Annotated in this window: 2 protein-coding genes; both read left to right on the top strand. The window is 62.8% G+C overall.

Translation table 11 applies throughout. The features are described 5' to 3' along the window. Nucleotides 1-75: 75 nt before the first annotated feature. Nucleotides 76-11,001: a type I polyketide synthase gene (locus tag F6B93_RS19350; protein ID WP_211696526.1), complete on the top strand. Its 10,926-nt coding sequence runs from the start codon at nucleotides 76-78 to the stop codon at nucleotides 10,999-11,001. 47 nt (nucleotides 11,002-11,048) lie between these two features. Beyond that, the gene (locus tag F6B93_RS23195; protein WP_246540866.1) at nucleotides 11,049-22,796 is read left to right on the top strand and encodes a type I polyketide synthase; all 11,748 of its coding nucleotides are present in this window, start codon (nucleotides 11,049-11,051) and stop codon (nucleotides 22,794-22,796) included. The last annotated feature ends 21 nt before the right edge of the window (nucleotides 22,797-22,817 follow it).

The raw sequence follows: 22,817 nt of genomic DNA, 5'->3' as shown, positions 1-22,817 counted from the left end.
GAAGAAATGAGCCTTGAAGATCTCGTCAATGTGGCCCTCGACGAGTTCGACGATGCGTAGTTAGGGGACATGGATATGGCTAACGAACTCGAACAAGCTGCCGCGAAGGCGTTACGAAAAGCACTCTTTCAGGTCGAGCGCCTGAAAGAAGAGAATCTTGCTCTCAACACTGCCCTGACCGAGCCGGTGGCGGTGGTGGGGATGGGGTGTCGGTATCCGGGTGGGGTGGGTTCTGCGGAGGGTTTGTGGGATGTGGTGGTGGGTGGTCGGGATGTGATTGGTGATTTTCCGGGTGATCGGGGTTGGGATGTGGGGGGGTTGTTTGATGCTGATCCTGATGTGGTGGGGAAGTTTTATAACCGTCATGGTGGGTTTTTGGATGATGCGGCGGGTTTTGATGCGGGGTTTTTTGGGGTGTCGCCGCGGGAGGCGTTGGCGATGGATCCTCAGCAGCGGTTGTTGTTGGAGATTGCGTGGGAGACGTTTGAGTCGGCGGGTATTGATCCGGAGTCGTTGCGGGGTAGTGATACTGGTGTGTTCGCGGGGGTGATGGGTTCGCAGTATGGGTTTGGTGGTGGGGCGGCGGTTGAGGGGTATGTGGTTACGGGTGGGGCGGGCAGTGTGGCGTCGGGGCGTATTGCGTATGTGTTTGGTTTAGAGGGTCCGGCGGTGACGGTGGATACGGCGTGTTCGTCGTCGTTGGTGGCGTTGCATCAGGCGTGTCAGTCGTTGCGGGTTGGTGAGTGTTCGTTGGCGTTGGCGGGTGGGGTGACGGTGATGGCGACGCCGGTGACGTTTGTGGAGTTTTCTCGGCAGCGGGGGTTGTCGGTGGATGGGCGGTGTAAGGCGTTTGCTGCTGGTGCTGATGGGACGGGGTTTTCTGAGGGTGTGGGGTTGGTGTTGTTGGAGCGGTTGTCGGATGCGCGTCGGTGTGGGCATGAGGTGTTGGGGGTGATTGGGGGTAGTGCGGTCAATCAGGATGGGGCGTCGAATGGTTTGACGGCGCCGAATGGGCCTTCGCAGGAGCGGGTGATTCGTTCGGCGTTGGCGTGTGCGGGGGTTAGTGGTGTGGATGTGGATGTGGTGGAGGCTCATGGTACGGGGACGACGTTGGGTGATCCTATTGAGGCGCAGGCGATTTTAGCGACGTATGGGCAGGGTCGGGAGTGGGATCGGCCGTTGTGGTTGGGGTCGGTGAAGTCGAATATGGGTCATACTCAGGCTGCTGCGGGGGTGGCTGGGGTGATCAAGATGATCGAGGCGTTGCGTCATGAGGTGTTGCCGGTGACGTTGCATGTGGATGCGCCGAGTCCGCATGTGGATTGGTCGGTGGGTGCGGTGCGGTTGTTGACCGAGGCGCAGCCGTGGCCGCGGGTTGAGGGGCGGGTGCGTCGGGCGGGGGTGTCGTCGTTCGGTATTTCGGGGACGAATGCGCATGTGATTGTGGAGGAAGCGCCGGCGGTGCCCGCCGATAGTGATGGTGGTCTTGATGGTGTGGGTGTGGGTGTGGGTGTGGGTGAGGTGGTGTGGGTGGTGTCGGCGAAATCTGAGGCGGCGTTGGGTGCGCAGGCGGCTCGGTTGGCGCGGTATGTGGGGGCTCGACCGGAGTTGGGTGTGGCTGATGTGGGGTGGTCGTTGGCGACGGGTCGGGCTGGTTTGGGGTATCGGGGTGCGGTGGTGGGTGATACGCGTGAGGAGTTGTTGGCGGGGTTAGCGGCGTTGGCGGGTGGGGGTTGTGGTGGTGGGGTGGTTACGGGTCGGGTGGTGGAGGGTAAGACCGCGTTTGTGTTTGCTGGTCAGGGGTCGCAGCGGGTGGGTATGGGTTCTGAGTTGTATCGGTCGTATGGGGTGTTTGCTGAGGCGTTGGATGCGGTGTGTGCGGAGTTTGATGGGCATTTGGATCGTTCGTTGAAGGAGGTGTTGTTCGCGTCGGAGGGTTCGGCGGATGCGGGGTTGATTGATCAGTCGGCGTTTACGCAGCCGGCGTTGTTTGCGGTGGAAGTGGCGTTGTATCGGTTGCTGCAGTCGTGGGGGATCGTGGCGGATTATTTGATTGGTCATTCGTTGGGTGAGTTGGTTGCTGCGTATGTGGCTGGGGTGTTGTCGCTGTCGGATGCGTGTGTGTTGGTGGCGGCGCGGGGGCGGTTGATGGGTGGGTTGGCTGGTGGTGGGGCGATGGTGGCGGTGGCCGCGGGTGAGGATGAGGTCCGCGCGTCGTTGGGGTCTTTTGGGGGGCGGTTGTCGGTGGCGGCGTTGAATAGTCCGGTCTCGACGGTGGTTTCTGGTGATGAGGATGCGATCGAGGAGTGGCTGAGGCAGTGGCAGGACCGTAAGACGACGCGGTTGACGGTTAGTCATGCGTTTCATTCGGCGCGGATGGATCCGATGCTTGCTGAGTTCGGTGCGATCGCGGAGAAGCTGACGTTTCATGCGGCGCGGATTCCGATGGTGTCCAACGTTACTGGTGGGTTGGCTACTGCTGCTGAGTTGGGTTCGGCTCAGTATTGGGTGCGGCATGTGCGTGAGGCGGTGCGGTTCGTTGATGGGGTGGGTGCGCTTGCTGATGTTGGGGTGAGCAGGTTTGTGGAGATCGGTCCGACGGGTCCGTTGAGCGCGATGGTGCGTGATTGCCTTGGTGATGCGCCGGCGTTGTTTGTGTCGGTGTTACGGGGTAATCGGTCTGAGACACAGGCGGTGACGCAGTGTGTGGCGGAGGCGTTTGTTGCCGGTGTTGGGGTGGATTGGTCGTCGGTGTTTGGGTCGTGGGGTCCGCGGCGGGTGGGGTTGCCGTCGTATGCGTTTGAGCATCAGCGTTTTTGGTTGGATTCTTCTCGGGGTGGTGTGGGGGATTTGGGGTCGGTGGGTTTGGCTGGTGTGGGGCATCCGTGGTTGGGGGTGGGGGTGTGTCTTGGTGGTGAGCGGGGTTGGTTGTTTAGTGGGCGGGTTGGTTTGGATACCCATCCTTGGTTGGCTGATCATGCGGTGTTGGGTGTGGTGTTGTTGCCGGGTACTGGGTTTGTGGAGATGGTGTTGGCGGCGGGGGCGCGGGCGGGGCTGGATTGTGTTGATGAGTTGGTGTTAGAGGCGCCGTTGGTGCTGTCTGAGGGTGTTGGGGTGGCGTTGCAGGTGTTGGTGGGTGGTGTTGATGATGCGGGGTGTTGTCGGGTTGATGTGTATTCGCGTCCGGAGACCGCCAGTGGTGGTGGGGGTGAGCAGGGTTCGTGGGTGCGTCATGGGACGGGGGTGCTCAGCGCTGGTGGTGCTGCTGCTGCTGCTGGTGCTGCTGCTGCTGGTGGTGGTGGGTTGTTGGGGGGGCAGTGGCCGCCGGTGGGTGCGCAGGTGGTTGATGTTGATGTGTTGTATGAGGGGTTGGCCGAGGCGGGGTTTGAGTATGGGCCGGCTTTTCAGGGGGTGCGTGGGGTGTGGCGTCGTGGTGAGCAGACGTTTGTTGAGGTCGCGTTGAGTGGTGATGGTGGTGATGAGGGGGCGGGTTTTGGGGTGCATCCGGCGTTGTTTGATGCGGTGTTGCATCCGGGTGCGGCGTTGATGATGCAGGGGTTGGCGGAGGGTCAGGTGGGGTTGCCGTTCGCGTGGCGTGGGGTGTGGTTGGGGTCGGGTGGTGTTTCGGTGTTGCGGGTTGTGTTGGAGGGTAGTGGTTCTGGTGGGTTGCGGATTGTGGGGGTTGATGAGTCGGGGGCGGCGGTGTTGGGTGTGGAGTCGTTGGATGTGCGTCCTGTTGATGCGGCGGGGTTGGCTCGTGTGGGTGGCGAGTCGGTGGAGTCGTTGCATGCGGTGGGGTGGGTGGCGGTGGATGCTGCGCAGCCGGTGTCGTCGGTGGTGGTTGTTGGTGGTGGGCCGGTTGATTTGGTGGGTGTGCTGGGTGGGCAGGTGGCGTGGTATCCGGATGTGGCGGGGTTGGTGGAGGCTGTTGGTGGTGGTGGGTCGGTGCCGCAGGTGGTGGTGATGGCTGCGCCGGTGGCCGGTGCGGGTGCGGGTGAGGTGGCTGGGTGTGTTCGTGAGGGGGTGTATGGGACTTTGGAGTTGGTGCAGGCGTGGTTGGCTGAGCCGGCGTTGGTGGCGTCGCGGTTGGTGTTGGTCACTCGTGGTGGGGTCGGGGTTGGTGAGGGTCAGACACCGGATTTGGTGGTTGCGGCCGTGGATGGGTTGGTGCGCAGTGCGGTTGGTGAGCATCCTGGCCGGTTCGGGTTGGTTGATCTTGATGATGATGGTGGTGATGGTGGGGTGGGGTTGCGTGCGGCGTTGGGGGTGGTGGATGAGCCGCGGGTAGCGGTTCGTGGGGGGGTGGTGTTGGCGCCGCGGTTGACGCGGGTGTCGACGCAGTTGCCGCAGTCGGGTGTGGGGTCGGTGTTCGATCCCCAGGACACGGTGTTGATTACCGGGGGTACTGGGGTGTTGGGTATGGCGTTGGCTCGGCATTTGGTCGTTGAGTATGGCTGCGGGCATGTGGTGTTGGTGAGTCGGCGGGGAGCCGCGGCGGTCGGTGTTGATCAGTTACGTGGTGAGTTGGCTGAGCATGGGTGTCGGGTGGAGATCGTTGCTGCTGATATCGCTGATCGTGACCAGCTGGGTGCTGTGGTCGGTGCGATTAGGGCGCAGCATCGGCTGGGTGCGGTGGTCCATGCTGCGGGGGTGCTCGCTGATGGGGTCATCGAGTCGATGGATCGTGAGCAGGTTGAGCAGGTGTTGGGTGTGAAGGTGGATGCTGCGTGGGCGTTGCATGAGTTGACTGCGGATATGGGGTTGTCGGCGTTTGTGTTGTTTTCCTCGGCGGCGGGGATATTCGGCAGTGCGGGGCAGGCGAACTACGCGGCGGCGAATGCGTTTTTGGATGGGTTGGCGCAGTATCGGCGGGGTTTGGGGTTGTCGGGGGTGTCGTTGGCGTGGGGATTGTGGGAGCAGGCCAGCGCGATGACCGGCCAGCTTGGTCAGGTGGATCAGGCCCGTATCGAGCGGATGGGTCTACGGGCGATGACTACTGGGCAGGGTTTGGGGTTGTTCGATCTGGCGTGTGGGCGTGCTGAATCGGTGTTGGTGCCCGCGGTGTTCGATCACGCGGTGTTGCGTGCGCAGGCCCGGGCGGGAACGTTGCCGGTGTTGTTGGGTGGCCTGGTCCGGACACCGGTCAAACGTGGCCGTGTTGCCACGTTGGCCCAACGCCTCGCGCAGACACCGGAAACCGAGTGGGACGACGTGGTGTTGGCTGAGGTACGCACCCAGGTCGCCGCGGTGCTCAACCATCCCAGCCCGCTAGACATCGACCCCAACACGGCCTTCACCGAGATCGGTCTGGACTCACTAAGCGCGGTCGAGCTACGCAACCACCTCACCGAAGCCACCGGCCTACCCCTACCCACCACCACCGTATTCGATTACCCGACGCCGGTGGTGTTGGCGGGGTTTTTGGTGGATCAGGTGCAGGGGCGGGGTTCGGTGGCTGCTCCGGTGGCGGGTCGGGTGGTGGGGGTTGGTGTGGATGAGCCGGTGGCGGTGGTGGGGATGGGGTGTCGGTATCCGGGTGGGGTGGGTTCTGCGGAGGGTTTGTGGGATGTGGTGGTGGGTGGTCGGGATGTGATTGGTGATTTTCCGGGTGATCGGGGTTGGGATGTGGGGGGGTTGTTTGATGCTGATCCTGATGTGGTGGGGAAGTTTTATAACCGTCATGGTGGGTTTTTGGATGATGCGGCGGGTTTTGATGCGGGGTTTTTTGGGGTGTCGCCGCGGGAGGCGTTGGCGATGGATCCTCAGCAGCGGTTGTTGTTGGAGATTGCGTGGGAGACGTTTGAGTCGGCGGGTATTGATCCGGAGTCGTTGCGGGGTAGTGATACTGGTGTGTTCGCGGGGGTGATGGGTTCGCAGTATGGGTTTGGTGGTGGGGCGGCGGTTGAGGGGTATGTGAGTACGGGTGGGGCGGGCAGTGTGGCGTCGGGGCGTATTGCGTATGTGTTTGGTTTAGAGGGTCCGGCGGTGACGGTGGATACGGCGTGTTCGTCGTCGTTGGTGGCGTTGCATCAGGCGTGTCAGTCGTTGCGGGTTGGTGAGTGTTCGTTGGCGTTGGCGGGTGGGGTGACGGTGATGGCGACGCCGGTGACGTTTGTGGAGTTTTCTCGGCAGCGGGGGTTGTCGGTGGATGGGCGGTGTAAGGCGTTTGCTGCTGGTGCTGATGGGACGGGGTTTTCTGAGGGTGTGGGGTTGGTGTTGTTGGAGCGGTTGTCGGATGCGCGTCGGTGTGGGCATGAGGTGTTGGGGGTGATTGGGGGTAGTGCGGTCAATCAGGATGGGGCGTCGAATGGTTTGACGGCGCCGAATGGGCCTTCGCAGGAGCGGGTGATTCGTTCGGCGTTGGCGTGTGCGGGGGTTAGTGGTGTGGATGTGGATGTGGTGGAGGCTCATGGTACGGGGACGACGTTGGGTGATCCTATTGAGGCGCAGGCGATTTTAGCGACGTATGGGCAGGGTCGGGAGTGGGATCGGCCGTTGTGGTTGGGGTCGGTGAAGTCGAATATGGGTCATACTCAGGCTGCTGCGGGGGTGGCTGGGGTGATCAAGATGATCGAGGCGTTGCGTCATGAGGTGTTGCCGGTGACGTTGCATGTGGATGCGCCGAGTCCGCATGTGGATTGGTCGGTGGGTGCGGTGCGGTTGTTGACCGAGGCGCAGCCGTGGCCGCGGGTTGAGGGGCGGGTGCGTCGGGCGGGGGTGTCGTCGTTCGGTATTTCGGGGACGAATGCGCATGTGATTGTGGAGGAAGCGCCGGCGGTGCCCGCCGATAGTGATGGTGGTCTTGATGGTGTGGGTGTGGGTGTGGGTGAGGTGGTGTGGGTGGTGTCGGCGAAATCTGAGGCGGCGTTGGGTGCGCAGGCGGCTCGGTTGGCGCGGTATGTGGGGGCTCGACCGGAGTTGGGTGTGGCTGATGTGGGGTGGTCGTTGGCGACGGGTCGGGCTGGTTTGGGGTATCGGGGTGCGGTGGTGGGTGATACGCGTGAGGAGTTGTTGGCGGGGTTAGCGGCGTTGGCGGGTGGGGGTTGTGGTGGTGGGGTGGTTACGGGTCGGGTGGTGGAGGGTAAGACCGCGTTTGTGTTTGCTGGTCAGGGGTCGCAGCGGGTGGGTATGGGTTCTGAGTTGTATCGGTCGTATGGGGTGTTTGCTGAGGCGTTGGATGCGGTGTGTGCGGAGTTTGATGGGCATTTGGATCGTTCGTTGAAGGAGGTGTTGTTCGCGTCGGAGGGTTCGGCGGATGCGGGGTTGATTGATCAGTCGGCGTTTACGCAGCCGGCGTTGTTTGCGGTGGAAGTGGCGTTGTATCGGTTGCTGCAGTCGTGGGGGATCGTGGCGGATTATTTGATTGGTCATTCGTTGGGTGAGTTGGTTGCTGCGTATGTGGCTGGGGTGTTGTCGCTGTCGGATGCGTGTGTGTTGGTGGCGGCGCGGGGGCGGTTGATGGGTGGGTTGGCTGGTGGTGGGGCGATGGTGGCGGTGGCCGCGGGTGAGGATGAGGTCCGCGCGTCGTTGGGGTCTTTTGGGGGGCGGTTGTCGGTGGCGGCGTTGAATAGTCCGGTCTCGACGGTGGTTTCTGGTGATGAGGATGCGATCGAGGAGTGGCTGAGGCAGTGGCAGGACCGTAAGACGACGCGGTTGACGGTTAGTCATGCGTTTCATTCGGCGCGGATGGATCCGATGCTTGCTGAGTTCGGTGCGATCGCGGAGAAGCTGACGTTTCATGCGGCGCGGATTCCGATGGTGTCCAACGTTACTGGTGGGTTGGCTACTGCTGCTGAGTTGGGTTCGGCTCAGTATTGGGTGCGGCATGTGCGTGAGGCGGTGCGGTTCGTTGATGGGGTGGGTGCGCTTGCTGATGTTGGGGTGAGCAGGTTTGTGGAGATCGGTCCGACGGGTCCGTTGAGCGCGATGGTGCGTGATTGCCTTGGTGATGCGCCGGCGTTGTGTGTGTCGGTGTTACGGGGTAATCGGTCTGAGACACAGGCGGTGACGCAGTGTGTGGCGGAGGCGTTTGTTGCCGGTGTTGGGGTGGATTGGTCGTCGGTGTTTGGGTCGTGGGGTCCGCGGCGGGTGGGGTTGCCGTCGTATGCGTTTGAGCATCAGCGTTTTTGGTTGGATTCTTCTCGGGGTGGTGTGGGGGATTTGGGGTCGGTGGGTTTGGCTGGTGTGGGGCATCCGTGGTTGGGGGTGGGGGTGTGTCTTGGTGGTGAGCGGGGTTGGTTGTTTAGTGGGCGGGTTGGTTTGGATACCCATCCTTGGTTGGCTGATCATGCGGTGTTGGGTGTGGTGTTGTTGCCGGGTACTGGGTTTGTGGAGATGGTGTTGGCGGCGGGGGCGCGGGCGGGGCTGGATTGTGTTGATGAGTTGGTGTTAGAGGCGCCGTTGGTGCTGTCTGAGGGTGTTGGGGTGGCGTTGCAGGTGTTGGTGGGTGGTGTTGATGATGCGGGGTGTTGTCGGGTTGATGTGTATTCGCGTCCGGAGACCGCCAGTGGTGGTGGGGGTGAGCAGGGTTCGTGGGTGCGTCATGGGACGGGGGTGCTCAGCGCTGGTGGTGCTGCTGCTGGTGCTGCTGCTGCTGGTGGTGGTGGGTTGTTGGGGGGGCAGTGGCCGCCGGTGGGTGCGCAGGTGGTTGATGTTGATGTGTTGTATGAGGGGTTGGCCGAGGCGGGGTTTGAGTATGGGCCGGCTTTTCAGGGGGTGCGTGGGGTGTGGCGTCGTGGTGAGCAGACGTTTGTTGAGGTCGCGTTGAGTGGTGATGGTGGTGATGAGGGGGCGGGTTTTGGGGTGCATCCGGCGTTGTTTGATGCGGTGTTGCATCCGGGTGCGGCGTTGATGATGCAGGGGTTGGCGGAGGGTCAGGTGGGGTTGCCGTTCGCGTGGCGTGGGGTGTGGTTGGGGTCGGGTGGTGTTTCGGTGTTGCGGGTTGTGTTGGAGGGTAGTGGTTCTGGTGGGTTGCGGATTGTGGGGGTTGATGAGTCGGGGGCGGCGGTGTTGGGTGTGGAGTCGTTGGATGTGCGTCCTGTTGATGCGGCGGGGTTGGCTCGTGTGGGTGGCGAGTCGGTGGAGTCGTTGCATGCGGTGGGGTGGGTGGCGGTGGATGCTGCGCAGCCGGTGTCGTCGGTGGTGGTTGTTGGTGGTGGGCCGGTTGATTTGGTGGGTGTGCTGGGTGGGCAGGTGGCGTGGTATCCGGATGTGGCGGGGTTGGTGGAGGCTGTTGGTGGTGGTGGGTCGGTGCCGCAGGTGGTGGTGATGGCTGCGCCGGTGGCGGGTGCGGGTGAGGTGGCTGGGTGTGTTCGTGAGGGGGTGTATGGGACTTTGGAGTTGGTGCAGGCGTGGTTGGCTGAGCCGGCGTTGGTGGCGTCGCGGTTGGTGTTGGTCACTCGTGGTGGGGTCGGGGTTGGTGAGGGTCAGACACCGGATTTGGTGGTTGCGGCCGTGGATGGGTTGGTGCGCAGTGCGGTTGGTGAGCATCCTGGCCGGTTCGGGTTGGTTGATCTTGATGATGATGGTGGTGATGGTGGGGTGGGGTTGCGTGCGGCGTTGGGGGTGGTGGATGAGCCGCGGGTAGCGGTTCGTGGGGGGGTGGTGTTGGCGCCGCGGTTGACGCGGGTGTCGACGCAGTTGCCGCAGTCGGGTGTGGGGTCGGTGTTCGATCCCCAGGACACGGTGTTGATTACCGGGGGTACTGGGGTGTTGGGTATGGCGTTGGCTCGGCATTTGGTCGTTGAGTATGGCTGCGGGCATGTGGTGTTGGTGAGTCGGCGGGGAGCCGCGGCGGTCGGTGTTGATCAGTTACGTGGTGAGTTGGCTGAGCATGGGTGTCGGGTGGAGATCGTTGCTGCTGATATCGCTGATCGTGACCAGCTGGGTGCTGTGGTCGGTGCGATTAGGGCGCAGCATCGGCTGGGTGCGGTGGTCCATGCTGCGGGGGTGCTCGCTGATGGGGTCATCGAGTCGATGGATCGTGAGCAGGTTGAGCAGGTGTTGGGTGTGAAGGTGGATGCTGCGTGGGCGTTGCATGAGTTGACTGCGGATATGGGGTTGTCGGCGTTTGTGTTGTTTTCCTCGGCGGCGGGGATATTCGGCAGTGCGGGGCAGGCGAACTACGCGGCGGCGAATGCGTTTTTGGATGGGTTGGCGCAGTATCGGCGGGGTTTGGGGTTGTCGGGGGTGTCGTTGGCGTGGGGATTGTGGGAGCAGGCCAGCGCGATGACCGGCCAGCTTGGTCAGGTGGATCAGGCCCGTATCGAGCGGATGGGTCTACGGGCGATGACTACTGGGCAGGGTTTGGGGTTGTTCGATCTGGCGTGTGGGCGTGCTGAATCGGTGTTGGTGCCCGCGGTGTTCGATCACGCGGTGTTGCGTGCGCAGGCCCGGGCGGGAACGTTGCCGGTGTTGTTGGGTGGCCTGGTCCGGACACCGGTCAAACGTGGCCGTGTTGCCACGTTGGCCCAACGCCTCGCGCAGACACCGGAAACCGAGTGGGACGACGTGGTGTTGGCTGAGGTACGCACCCAGGTCGCCGCGGTGCTCAACCATCCCAGCCCGCTAGACATCGACCCCAACACGGCCTTCACCGAGATCGGTCTGGACTCACTAAGCGCGGTCGAGCTACGCAACCACCTCACCGAAGCCACCGGCCTACCCCTACCCACCACCACCGTATTCGACCACCCCAACCCCACCGAACTAGCCACCTACCTCCACACCCACCTCAACAACACCACCCCCCCTAGTGACTCGCTTCACGGACTGCACGAGGGAATCAAGGAAATCGAGTCCACACTTGCCGCCATCGGAACGGATAAACGTAAGAGGCGTTTGGTCGAAGATCGGCTGCGCGTTCTGAGCGCCAATCTGGAAGCATTCCTCACCGACGGTGCTGAATCGACTTTAGATACCGACAGCGACGGTGACGTCCAGTTCCATTCCGATGAAGAACTTTTCGGTCTCTTGGACAAGGAGCTCGGCTCTACCACCTAGCTCCCGATCCCATGGCACTTCTTGAGAAAACTAGTGAGTGATACCTAATGAGTACAGAAACACGGCTCCGTGAATATCTGCAGAAGGCTACCAACGACCTCCGCAAATCGAAGCAGCGCGTCCGCAACCTCGAGCGTCGGGTACGTGAGCCGGTGGCGGTGGTGGGGATGGGGTGTCGGTATCCGGGTGGGGTGGGTTCTGCGGAGGGTTTGTGGGATGTGGTGGTGGGTGGTCGGGATGTGATTGGTGATTTTCCGGGTGATCGGGGTTGGGATGTGGGGGGGTTGTTTGATGCTGATCCTGATGTGGTGGGGAAGTTTTATAACCGTCATGGTGGGTTTTTGGATGATGCGGCGGGTTTTGATGCGGGGTTTTTTGGGGTGTCGCCGCGGGAGGCGTTGGCGATGGATCCTCAGCAGCGGTTGTTGTTGGAGACTGCGTGGGAGACGTTTGAGTCGGCGGGTATTGATCCGGAGTCGTTGCGGGGTAGTGATACTGGTGTGTTCGCGGGGGTGATGGGTTCGCAGTATGGGTTTGGTGGTGGGGCGGCGGTTGAGGGGTATGTGAGTACGGGTGGGGCGGGCAGTGTGGCGTCGGGGCGTATTGCGTATGTGTTTGGTTTAGAGGGTCCGGCGGTGACGGTGGATACGGCGTGTTCGTCGTCGTTGGTGGCGTTGCATCAGGCGTGTCAGTCGTTGCGGGTTGGTGAGTGTTCGTTGGCGTTGGCGGGTGGGGTGACGGTGATGGCGACGCCGGTGACGTTTGTGGAGTTTTCTCGGCAGCGGGGGTTGTCGGTGGATGGGCGGTGTAAGGCGTTTGCTGCTGGTGCTGATGGGACGGGGTTTTCTGAGGGTGTGGGGTTGGTGTTGTTGGAGCGGTTGTCGGATGCGCGTCGGTGTGGGCATGAGGTGTTGGGGGTGATTGGGGGTAGTGCGGTCAATCAGGATGGGGCGTCGAATGGTTTGACGGCGCCGAATGGGCCTTCGCAGGAGCGGGTGATTCGTTCGGCGTTGGCGTGTGCGGGGGTTAGTGGTGTGGATGTGGATGTGGTGGAGGCTCATGGTACGGGGACGACGTTGGGTGATCCTATTGAGGCGCAGGCGATTTTAGCGACGTATGGGCAGGGTCGGCAGTGGGATCGGCCGTTGTGGTTGGGGTCGGTGAAGTCGAATATGGGTCATACTCAGGCTGCTGCGGGGGTGGCTGGGGTGATCAAGATGATCGAGGCGTTGCGTCATGAGGTGTTGCCGGTGACGTTGCATGTGGATGCGCCGAGTCCGCATGTGGATTGGTCGGTGGGTGCGGTGCGGTTGTTGACCGAGGCGCAGCCGTGGCCGCGGGTTGAGGGGCGGGTGCGTCGGGCGGGGGTGTCGTCGTTCGGTATTTCGGGGACGAATGCGCATGTGATTGTGGAGGAAGCGCCGGCGGTGCCCGCCGATAGTGATGGTGGTCTTGATGGTGTGGGTGTGGGTGTGGGTGAGGTGGTGTGGGTGGTGTCGGCGAAATCTGAGGCGGCGTTGGGTGCGCAGGCGGCTCGGTTGGCGCGGTATGTGGGGGCTCGACCGGAGTTGGGTGTGGCTGATGTGGGGTGGTCGTTGGCGACGGGTCGGGCTGGTTTGGGGTATCGGGGTGCGGTGGTGGGTGATACGCGTGAGGAGTTGTTGGCGGGGTTAGCGGCGTTGGCGGGTGGGGGTTGTGGTGGTGGGGTGGTTACGGGTCGGGTGGTGGAGGGTAAGACCGCGTTTGTGTTTCCCGGCCAGGGTGGGCAGTGGCCGGCCATGGCGGTGGAGTTGTTGGATTCTTCACCGGTGTTCGCTGAGCGGATGCGGGCTTGTGGTGAGGCGCTGGCTCCGTTTGTGGAGTGGTCGTTGGACGAGGTGTTGCGTGGTGGGGTGGCTGAATCGGCGCTTACGCGGGTGGATGTGGTTCAGCCGGTGTTGTTTGCGGTGATGGTTTCGATGGCGGAGTTGTGGCGTTCGTGTGGTGTGCGGGCGGATATGGTGATCGGGCATTCGCAGGGTGAGATCGCCGCGGCTCATGTGGCGGGCGGGTTGAGTTTGGACGATGCCGCTCGTGTGGTTGCGGTGCGTAGCCGGATGATCGCTGAATTGGCCGGCGATGGTGGCATGGCTTCGATCGGATTGCCTGTTGATCAGGTGGATGCGCGGTTGCAGTGTTGGCAGGGGCGTATCTCGGTGGCCGCGCATAATAGCCCGGCCTCCACGGTGGTTTCTGGTGATCGTGATGCGTTGCACGAGTTGGTCAGTGGTTGTGAGGGTGAGGGTGTTTTCGCGCGGTTGATTCCGGTTGATTATGCCTCGCATAGTGTCGAGGTGGAGACGCTGCGGGATCGGTTGATCGGTGAGTTGTCCTCGATCCGACCGGGTGTGGGTGAGATTCCGTTTTATTCCACGGTCAGTGGTGCGCGGGTGGGTACCGACACTTTGGATGCGGAGTATTGGTATCGCAATCTGCGTCAGCGTGTGCAGTTCGAGCACGCCACCGCGGCGCTGTTGGATCAGGGTGTGCGCACCTTCATTGAGATGGGCCCGCATCCGGTGCTGACGGTGGCGATCAGTGAAACCGTTGAGGCTCGTGGTGGGGATCCGGCATCGGTGTCGGTGGTGGGGTCGTTGCGCCGCGATGAGGGTGATTGGCGGCGTTTTTTGACGTCGCTGGCTGAGGCGTTTGTTGCCGGTGTTGGGGTGGATTGGTCGTCGGTGTTTGGGTCGTGGGGTCCGCGGCGGGTGGGGTTGCCGTCGTATGCGTTTGAGCATCAGCGTTTTTGGTTGGATTCTTCTCGGGGTGGTGTGGGGGATTTGGGGTCGGTGGGTTTGGCTGGTGTGGGGCATCCGTGGTTGGGGGTGGGGGTGTGTCTTGGTGGTGAGCGGGGTTGGTTGTTTAGTGGGCGGGTTGGTTTGGATACCCATCCTTGGTTGGCTGATCATGCGGTGTTGGGTGTGGTGTTGTTGCCGGGTACTGGGTTTGTGGAGATGGTGTTGGCGGCGGGGGCGCGGGCGGGGCTGGATTGTGTTGATGAGTTGGTGTTAGAGGCGCCGTTGGTGCTGTCTGAGGGTGTTGGGGTGGCGTTGCAGGTGTTGGTGGGTGGTGTTGATGATGCGGGGTGTTGTCGGGTTGATGTGTATTCGCGTCCGGAGACCGCCAGTGGTGGTGGGGGTGAGCAGGGTTCGTGGGTGCGTCATGGGACGGGGGTGCTCAGCGCTGGTGGTGCTGCTGCTGCTGCTGGTGCTGCTGCTGCTGGTGGTGGTGGGTTGTTGGGGGGGCAGTGGCCGCCGGTGGGTGCGCAGGTGGTTGATGTTGATGTGTTGTATGAGGGGTTGGCCGAGGCGGGGTTTGAGTATGGGCCGGCTTTTCAGGGGGTGCGTGGGGTGTGGCGTCGTGGTGAGCAGACGTTTGTTGAGGTCGCGTTGAGTGGTGATGGTGGTGATGAGGGGGCGGGTTTTGGGGTGCATCCGGCGTTGTTTGATGCGGTGTTGCATCCGGGTGCGGCGTTGATGATGCAGGGGTTGGCGGAGGGTCAGGTGGGGTTGCCGTTCGCGTGGCGTGGGGTGTGGTTGGGGTCGGGTGGTGTTTCGGTGTTGCGGGTTGTGTTGGAGGGTAGTGGTTCTGGTGGGTTGCGGATTGTGGGGGTTGATGAGTCGGGGGCGGCGGTGTTGGGTGTGGAGTCGTTGGATGTGCGTCCTGTTGATGCGGCGGGGTTGGCTCGTGTGGGTGGCGAGTCGGTGGAGTCGTTGCATGCGGTGGGGTGGGTGGCGGTGGATGCTGCGCAGCCGGTGTCGTCGGTGGTGGTTGTTGGTGGTGGGCCGGTTGATTTGGTGGGTGTGCTGGGTGGGCAGGTGGCGTGGTATCCGGATGTGGCGGGGTTGGTGGAGGCTGTTGGTGGTGGTGGGTCGGTGCCGCAGGTGGTGGTGATGGCTGCGCCGGTGGCGGGTGCGGGTGAGGTGGCTGGGTGTGTTCGTGAGGGGGTGTATGGGACTTTGGAGTTGGTGCAGGCGTGGTTGGCTGAGCCGGCGTTGGTGGCGTCGCGGTTGGTGTTGGTCACTCGTGGTGGGGTCGGGGTTGGTGAGGGTCAGACACCGGATTTGGTGGTTGCGGCCGTGGATGGGTTGGTGCGCAGTGCGGTTGGTGAGCATCCTGGCCGGTTCGGGTTGGTTGATCTTGATGATGATGGTGGTGATGGTGGGGTGGGGTTGCGTGCGGCGTTGGGGGTGGTGGATGAGCCGCGGGTAGCGGTTCGTGGGGGGGTGGTGTTGGCGCCGCGGTTGACGCGGGTGTCGACGCAGTTGCCGCAGTCGGGTGTGGGGTCGGTGTTCGATCCCCAGGACACGGTGTTGATTACCGGGGGTACTGGGGTGTTGGGTATGGCGTTGGCTCGGCATTTGGTCGTTGAGTATGGCTGCGGGCATGTGGTGTTGGTGAGTCGGCGGGGAGCCGCGGCGGTCGGTGTTGATCAGTTACGTGGTGAGTTGGCTGAGCATGGGTGTCGGGTGGAGATCGTTGCTGCTGATATCGCTGATCGTGACCAGCTGGGTGCTGTGGTCGGTGCGATTAGGGCGCAGCATCGGCTGGGTGCGGTGGTCCATGCTGCGGGGGTGCTCGCTGATGGGGTCATCGAGTCGATGGATCGTGAGCAGGTTGAGCAGGTGTTGGGTGTGAAGGTGGATGCTGCGTGGGCGTTGCATGAGTTGACTGCGGATATGGGGTTGTCGGCGTTTGTGTTGTTTTCCTCGGCGGCGGGGATATTCGGCAGTGCGGGGCAGGCGAACTACGCGGCGGCGAATGCGTTTTTGGATGGGTTGGCGCAGTATCGGCGGGGTTTGGGGTTGTCGGGGGTGTCGTTGGCGTGGGGATTGTGGGAGCAGGCCAGCGCGATGACCGGCCAGCTTGGTCAGGTGGATCAGGCCCGTATCGAGCGGATGGGTCTACGGGCGATGACTACTGGGCAGGGTTTGGGGTTGTTCGATCTGGCGTGTGGGCGTGCTGAATCGGTGTTGGTGCCCGCGGTGTTCGATCACGCGGTGTTGCGTGCGCAGGCCCGGGCGGGAACGTTGCCGGTGTTGTTGGGTGGCCTGGTCCGGACACCGGTCAAACGTGGCCGTGTTGCCACGTTGGCCCAACGCCTCGCGCAGACACCGGAAACCGAGTGGGACGACGTGGTGTTGGCTGAGGTACGCACCCAGGTCGCCGCGGTGCTCAACCATCCCAGCCCGCTAGACATCGACCCCAACACGGCCTTCACCGAGATCGGTCTGGACTCACTAAGCGCGGTCGAGCTACGCAACCACCTCACCGAAGCCACCGGCCTACCCCTACCCACCACCACCGTATTCGATTACCCGACGCCGGTGGTGTTGGCGGGGTTTTTGGTGGATCAGGTGCAGGGGCGGGGTTCGGTGGCTGCTCCGGTGGCGGGTCGGGTGGTGGGGGTTGGTGTGGATGAGCCGGTGGCGGTGGTGGGGATGGGGTGTCGGTATCCGGGTGGGGTGGGTTCTGCGGAGGGTTTGTGGGATGTGGTGGTGGGTGGTCGGGATGTGATTGGTGATTTTCCGGGTGATCGGGGTTGGGATGTGGGGGGGTTGTTTGATGCTGATCCTGATGTGGTGGGGAAGTTTTATAACCGTCATGGTGGGTTTTTGGATGATGCGGCGGGTTTTGATGCGGGGTTTTTTGGGGTGTCGCCGCGGGAGGCGTTGGCGATGGATCCTCAGCAGCGGTTGTTGTTGGAGATTGCGTGGGAGACGTTTGAGTCGGCGGGTATTGATCCGGAGTCGTTGCGGGGTAGTGATACTGGTGTGTTCGCGGGGGTGATGGGTTCGCAGTATGGGTTTGGTGGTGGGGCGGCGGTTGAGGGGTATGTGAGTACGGGTGGGGCGGGCAGTGTGGCGTCGGGGCGTATTGCGTATGTGTTTGGTTTAGAGGGTCCGGCGGTGACGGTGGATACGGCGTGTTCGTCGTCGTTGGTGGCGTTGCATCAGGCGTGTCAGTCGTTGCGGGTTGGTGAGTGTTCGTTGGCGTTGGCGGGTGGGGTGACGGTGATGGCGACGCCGGTGACGTTTGTGGAGTTTTCTCGGCAGCGGGGGTTGTCGGTGGATGGGCGGTGTAAGGCGTTTGCTGCTGGTGCTGATGGGACGGGGTTTTCTGAGGGTGTGGGGTTGGTGTTGTTGGAGCGGTTGTCGGATGCGCGTCGGTGTGGGCATGAGGTGTTGGGGGTGATTGGGGGTAGTGCGGTCAATCAGGATGGGGCGTCGAATGGTTTGACGGCGCCGAATGGGCCTTCGCAGGAGCGGGTGATTCGTTCGGCGTTGGCGTGTGCGGGGGTTAGTGGTGTGGATGTGGATGTGGTGGAGGCTCATGGTACGGGGACGACGTTGGGTGATCCTATTGAGGCGCAGGCGATTTTAGCGACGTATGGGCAGGGTCGGGAGTGGGATCGGCCGTTGTGGTTGGGGTCGGTGAAGTCGAATATGGGTCATACTCAGGCTGCTGCGGGGGTGGCTGGGGTGATCAAGATGATCGAGGCGTTGCGTCATGAGGTGTTGCCGGTGACGTTGCATGTGGATGCGCCGAGTCCGCATGTGGATTGGTCGGTGGGTGCGGTGCGGTTGTTGACCGAGGCGCAGCCGTGGCCGCGGGTTGAGGGGCGGGTGCGTCGGGCGGGGGTGTCGTCGTTCGGTATTTCGGGGACGAATGCGCATGTGATTGTGGAGGAAGCGCCGGCGGTGCCCGCCGATAGTGATGGTGGTCTTGATGGTGTGGGTGTGGGTGTGGGTGAGGTGGTGTGGGTGGTGTCGGCGAAATCTGAGGCGGCGTTGGGTGCGCAGGCGGCTCGGTTGGCGCAGTATGTGGGGGCTCGACCGGAGTTGGGTGTGGCTGATGTGGGGTGGTCGTTGGCGACGGGTCGGGCTGGTTTGGGGTATCGGGGTGCGGTGGTGGGTGATACGCGTGAGGAGTTGTTGGCGGGGTTAGCGGCGTTGGCGGGTGGGGGTTGTGGTGGTGGGGTGGTTACGGGTCGGGTGGTGGAGGGTAAGACCGCGTTTGTGTTTCCCGGCCAGGGTGGGCAGTGGCCGGCCATGGCGGTGGAGTTGTTGGATTCTTCACCGGTGTTCGCTGAGCGGATGCGGGCTTGTGGTGAGGCGCTGGCTCCGTTTGTGGAGTGGTCGTTGGACGAGGTGTTGCGTGGTGGGGTGGCTGAATCGGCGCTTACGCGGGTGGATGTGGTTCAGCCGGTGTTGTTTGCGGTGATGGTTTCGATGGCGGAGTTGTGGCGTTCGTGTGGTGTGCGGGCGGATATGGTGATCGGGCATTCGCAGGGTGAGATCGCCGCGGCTCATGTGGCGGGCGGGTTGAGTTTGGACGATGCCGCTCGTGTGGTTGCGGTGCGTAGCCGGATGATCGCTGAATTGGCCGGCGATGGTGGCATGGCTTCGATCGGATTGCCTGTTGATCAGGTGGATGCGCGGTTGCAGTGTTGGCAGGGGCGTATCTCGGTGGCCGCGCATAATAGCCCGGCCTCCACGGTGGTTTCTGGTGATCGTGATGCGTTGCACGAGTTGGTCAGTGGTTGTGAGGGTGAGGGTGTTTTCGCGCGGTTGATTCCGGTTGATTATGCCTCGCATAGTGTCGAGGTGGAGACGCTGCGGGATCGGTTGATCGGTGAGTTGTCCTCGATCCGACCGGGTGTGGGTGAGATTCCGTTTTATTCCACGGTCAGTGGTGCGCGGGTGGGTACCGACACTTTGGATGCGGAGTATTGGTATCGCAATCTGCGTCAGCGTGTGCAGTTCGAGCACGCCACCGCGGCGCTGTTGGATCAGGGTGTGCGCACCTTCATTGAGATGGGCCCGCATCCGGTGCTGACGGTGGCGATCAGTGAAACCGTTGAGGCTCGTGGTGGGGATCCGGCATCGGTGTCGGTGGTGGGGTCGTTGCGCCGCGATGAGGGTGATTGGCGGCGTTTTTTGACGTCGCTGGCTGAGGCGTTTGTTGCCGGTGTTGGGGTGGATTGGTCGTCGGTGTTTGGGTCGTGGGGTCCGCGGCGGGTGGGGTTGCCGTCGTATGCGTTTGAGCATCAGCGTTTTTGGTTGGATTCTTCTCGGGGTGGTGTGGGGGATTTGGGGTCGGTGGGTTTGGCTGGTGTGGGGCATCCGTGGTTGGGGGTGGGGGTGTGTCTTGGTGGTGAGCGGGGTTGGTTGTTTAGTGGGCGGGTTGGTTTGGATACCCATCCTTGGTTGGCTGATCATGCGGTGTTGGGTGTGGTGTTGTTGCCGGGTACTGGGTTTGTGGAGATGGTGTTGGCGGCGGGGGCGCGGGCGGGGCTGGATTGTGTTGATGAGTTGGTGTTAGAGGCGCCGTTGGTGCTGTCTGAGGGTGTTGGGGTGGCGTTGCAGGTGTTGGTGGGTGGTGTTGATGATGCGGGGTGTTGTCGGGTTGATGTGTATTCGCGTCCGGAGACCGCCAGTGGTGGTGGGGGTGAGCAGGGTTCGTGGGTGCGTCATGGGACGGGGGTGCTCAGCGCTGGTGGTGCTGCTGCTGGTGCTGCTGCTGCTGGTGGTGGTGGGTTGTTGGGGGGGCAGTGGCCGCCGGTGGGTGCGCAGGTGGTTGATGTTGATGTGTTGTATGAGGGGTTGGCCGAGGCGGGGTTTGAGTATGGGCCGGCTTTTCAGGGGGTGCGTGGGGTGTGGCGTCGTGGTGAGCAGACGTTTGTTGAGGTCGCGTTGAGTGGTGATGGTGGTGATGAGGGGGCGGGTTTTGGGGTGCATCCGGCGTTGTTTGATGCGGTGTTGCATCCGGGTGCGGCGTTGATGATGCAGGGGTTGGCGGAGGGTCAGGTGGGGTTGCCGTTCGCGTGGCGTGGGGTGTGGTTGGGGTCGGGTGGTGTTTCGGTGTTGCGGGTTGTGTTGGAGGGTAGTGGTTCTGGTGGGTTGCGGATTGTGGGGGTTGATGAGTCGGGGGCGGCGGTGTTGGGTGTGGAGTCGTTGGATGTGCGTCCTGTTGATGCGGCGGGGTTGGCTCGTGTGGGTGGCGAGTCGGTGGAGTCGTTGCATGCGGTGGGGTGGGTGGCGGTGGATGCTGCGCAGCCGGTGTCGTCGGTGGTGGTTGTTGGTGGTGGGCCGGTTGATTTGGTGGGTGTGCTGGGTGGGCAGGTGGCGTGGTATCCGGATGTGGCGGGGTTGGTGGAGGCTGTTGGTGGTGGTGGGTCGGTGCCGCAGGTGGTGGTGATGGCTGCGCCGGTGGCGGGTGCGGGTGAGGTGGCTGGGTGTGTTCGTGAGGGGGTGTATGGGACTTTGGAGTTGGTGCAGGCGTGGTTGGCTGAGCCGGCGTTGGTGGCGTCGCGGTTGGTGTTGGTCACTCGTGGTGGGGTCGGGGTTGGTGAGGGTCAGACACCGGATTTGGTGGTTGCGGCCGTGGATGGGTTGGTGCGCAGTGCGGTTGGTGAGCATCCTGGCCGGTTCGGGTTGGTTGATCTTGATGATGATGGTGGTGATGGTGGGGTGGGGTTGCGTGCGGCGTTGGGGGTGGTGGATGAGCCGCGGGTAGCGGTTCGTGGGGGGGTGGTGTTGGCGCCGCGGTTGACGCGGGTGTCGACGCAGTTGCCGCAGTCGGGTGTGGGGTCGGTGTTCGATCCCCAGGACACGGTGTTGATTACCGGGGGTACTGGGGTGTTGGGTATGGCGTTGGCTCGGCATTTGGTCGTTGAGTATGGCTGCGGGCATGTGGTGTTGGTGAGTCGGCGGGGAGCCGCGGCGGTCGGTGTTGATCAGTTACGTGGTGAGTTGGCTGAGCATGGGTGTCGGGTGGAGATCGTTGCTGCTGATATCGCTGATCGTGACCAGCTGGGTGCTGTGGTCGGTGCGATTAGGGCGCAGCATCGGCTGGGTGCGGTGGTCCATGCTGCGGGGGTGCTCGCTGATGGGGTCATCGAGTCGATGGATCGTGAGCAGGTTGAGCAGGTGTTGGGTGTGAAGGTGGATGCTGCGTGGGCGTTGCATGAGTTGACTGCGGATATGGGGTTGTCGGCGTTTGTGTTGTTTTCCTCGGCGGCGGGGATATTCGGCAGTGCGGGGCAGGCGAACTACGCGGCGGCGAATGCGTTTTTGGATGGGTTGGCGCAGTATCGGCGGGGTTTGGGGTTGTCGGGGGTGTCGTTGGCGTGGGGATTGTGGGAGCAGGCCAGCGCGATGACCGGCCAGCTTGGTCAGGTGGATCAGGCCCGTATCGAGCGGATGGGTCTACGGGCGATGACTACTGGGCAGGGTTTGGGGTTGTTCGATCTGGCGTGTGGGCGTGCTGAATCGGTGTTGGTGCCCGCGGTGTTCGATCACGCGGTGTTGCGTGCGCAGGCCCGGGCGGGAACGTTGCCGGTGTTGTTGGGTGGCCTGGTCCGGACACCGGTCAAACGTGGCCGTGTTGCCACGTTGGCCCAACGCCTCGCGCAGACACCGGAAACCGAGTGGGACGACGTGGTGTTGGCTGAGGTACGCACCCAGGTCGCCGCGGTGCTCAACCATCCCAGCCCGCTAGACATCGACCCCAACACGGCCTTCACCGAGATCGGTCTGGACTCACTAAGCGCGGTCGAGCTACGCAACCACCTCACCGAAGCCACCGGCCTACCCCTACCCACCACCACCGTATTCGACCACCCCAACCCCACCGAACTAGCCACCTACCTCCACAACCACCTCAACGACACCACCCTCTGCGGGGAACAGTCGAGACGAGCGGCATCAGTGGCGGCGGCGTATCCTCATCCCCTCGGATCGAAGCCGGAAGAAGAGCCGGTCGCAAATGCTTTGGCGGGCAGTGCCGCGACCACACCTCGGGCAGCCGCGGCGACGCCGCGTCAGGACCAGGCGAGTCTGGTCCCCACCGCAAAGCCATCGCGACTGCGGCGGGCGAACCCGCTTCAACGCATGTCTAGGACATTCACTTTGGCCAGCATGCGACCGTCATTGCTGCGCCAACTCGCCCACCGGTGGACGCGAGGCGAAGTCGATATACGGGGCAAGCGAGTCCTCATTACAGGCTCCTCCTCGGGTATCGGTGAGTCCGCAGCCGTGCAGTTCGCCCGCGCCGGCGCCACCGTAATCTGCGTGGCCCGTCGCCAAGAGCTGCTCGACACAGTGGCGGCCCGTATCGCGGCAATGGGCGGTTTGGCGTCCGCGCTGGCGTGCGACTTGTCTGACCCCAGTGCCCTAGATGAGCTCGTCATGACCGTGGAGCAGCGGTTCGGCGGCGTCGACATTCTCGTCAACAACGCTGGGCTCTCCATTCGTCGGCCGTTACTGGATTCGCTGCACAACGGACACGATGTCGACCGCCTCTTGCGGTTGAATTACCATGCGCCACTGCGGCTAATCCGTGCGTTGGCACCCGGAATGCTCGAGCGAGGCGATGGGCACATCATCAATGTGTCCACCTGGGCCGTATTGAACGACGCACTCCCAATGTTCTCGTTGTACACAGCGTCAAAGGCCGCACTTTCCGCGGTTAGCCGGGCAATCGAAATCGAGTGGGCACACAGCGGGGTTCACCAGACCACCCTTTACTACCCGCTCGTGAAGACTCCGATGATCGCACCGACGAAGGAATATGCAAGCATGCCAGCGCTGAGTGCGGACGAGGCCGCCGAATGGATGCTGACAGCAGCACGGTTGCGGCCTTTTCGGATTGTTCCGCGAGTGGCCCTCGCCGCGAATAAACTTGACGCGGTCAGCCCGGCACTGCTTAACGCGTTGATGAAACGCTGGAACGGCTCGCTAGGAACCCCTTAGCCCCGCCTTGGACACGGGTCA

This window comes from Mycobacterium spongiae, from assembly GCF_018278905.1.
Taxonomy (GTDB): domain Bacteria; phylum Actinomycetota; class Actinomycetes; order Mycobacteriales; family Mycobacteriaceae; genus Mycobacterium; species Mycobacterium spongiae.
This window is presented reverse-complemented; position numbering and strand designations above follow the sequence as displayed.

Excerpts from the sequence above, each read along its gene's own strand:
- F6B93_RS19350 (WP_211696526.1), top strand. The coding sequence starts at position 76 with ATGGCTAACGAACTCGAACAAGCTGCCGCGAAGGCGTTACGAAAAGCA.
- F6B93_RS23195 (WP_246540866.1), top strand. The coding sequence starts at position 11,049 with ATGAGTACAGAAACACGGCTCCGTGAATATCTGCAGAAGGCTACCAAC.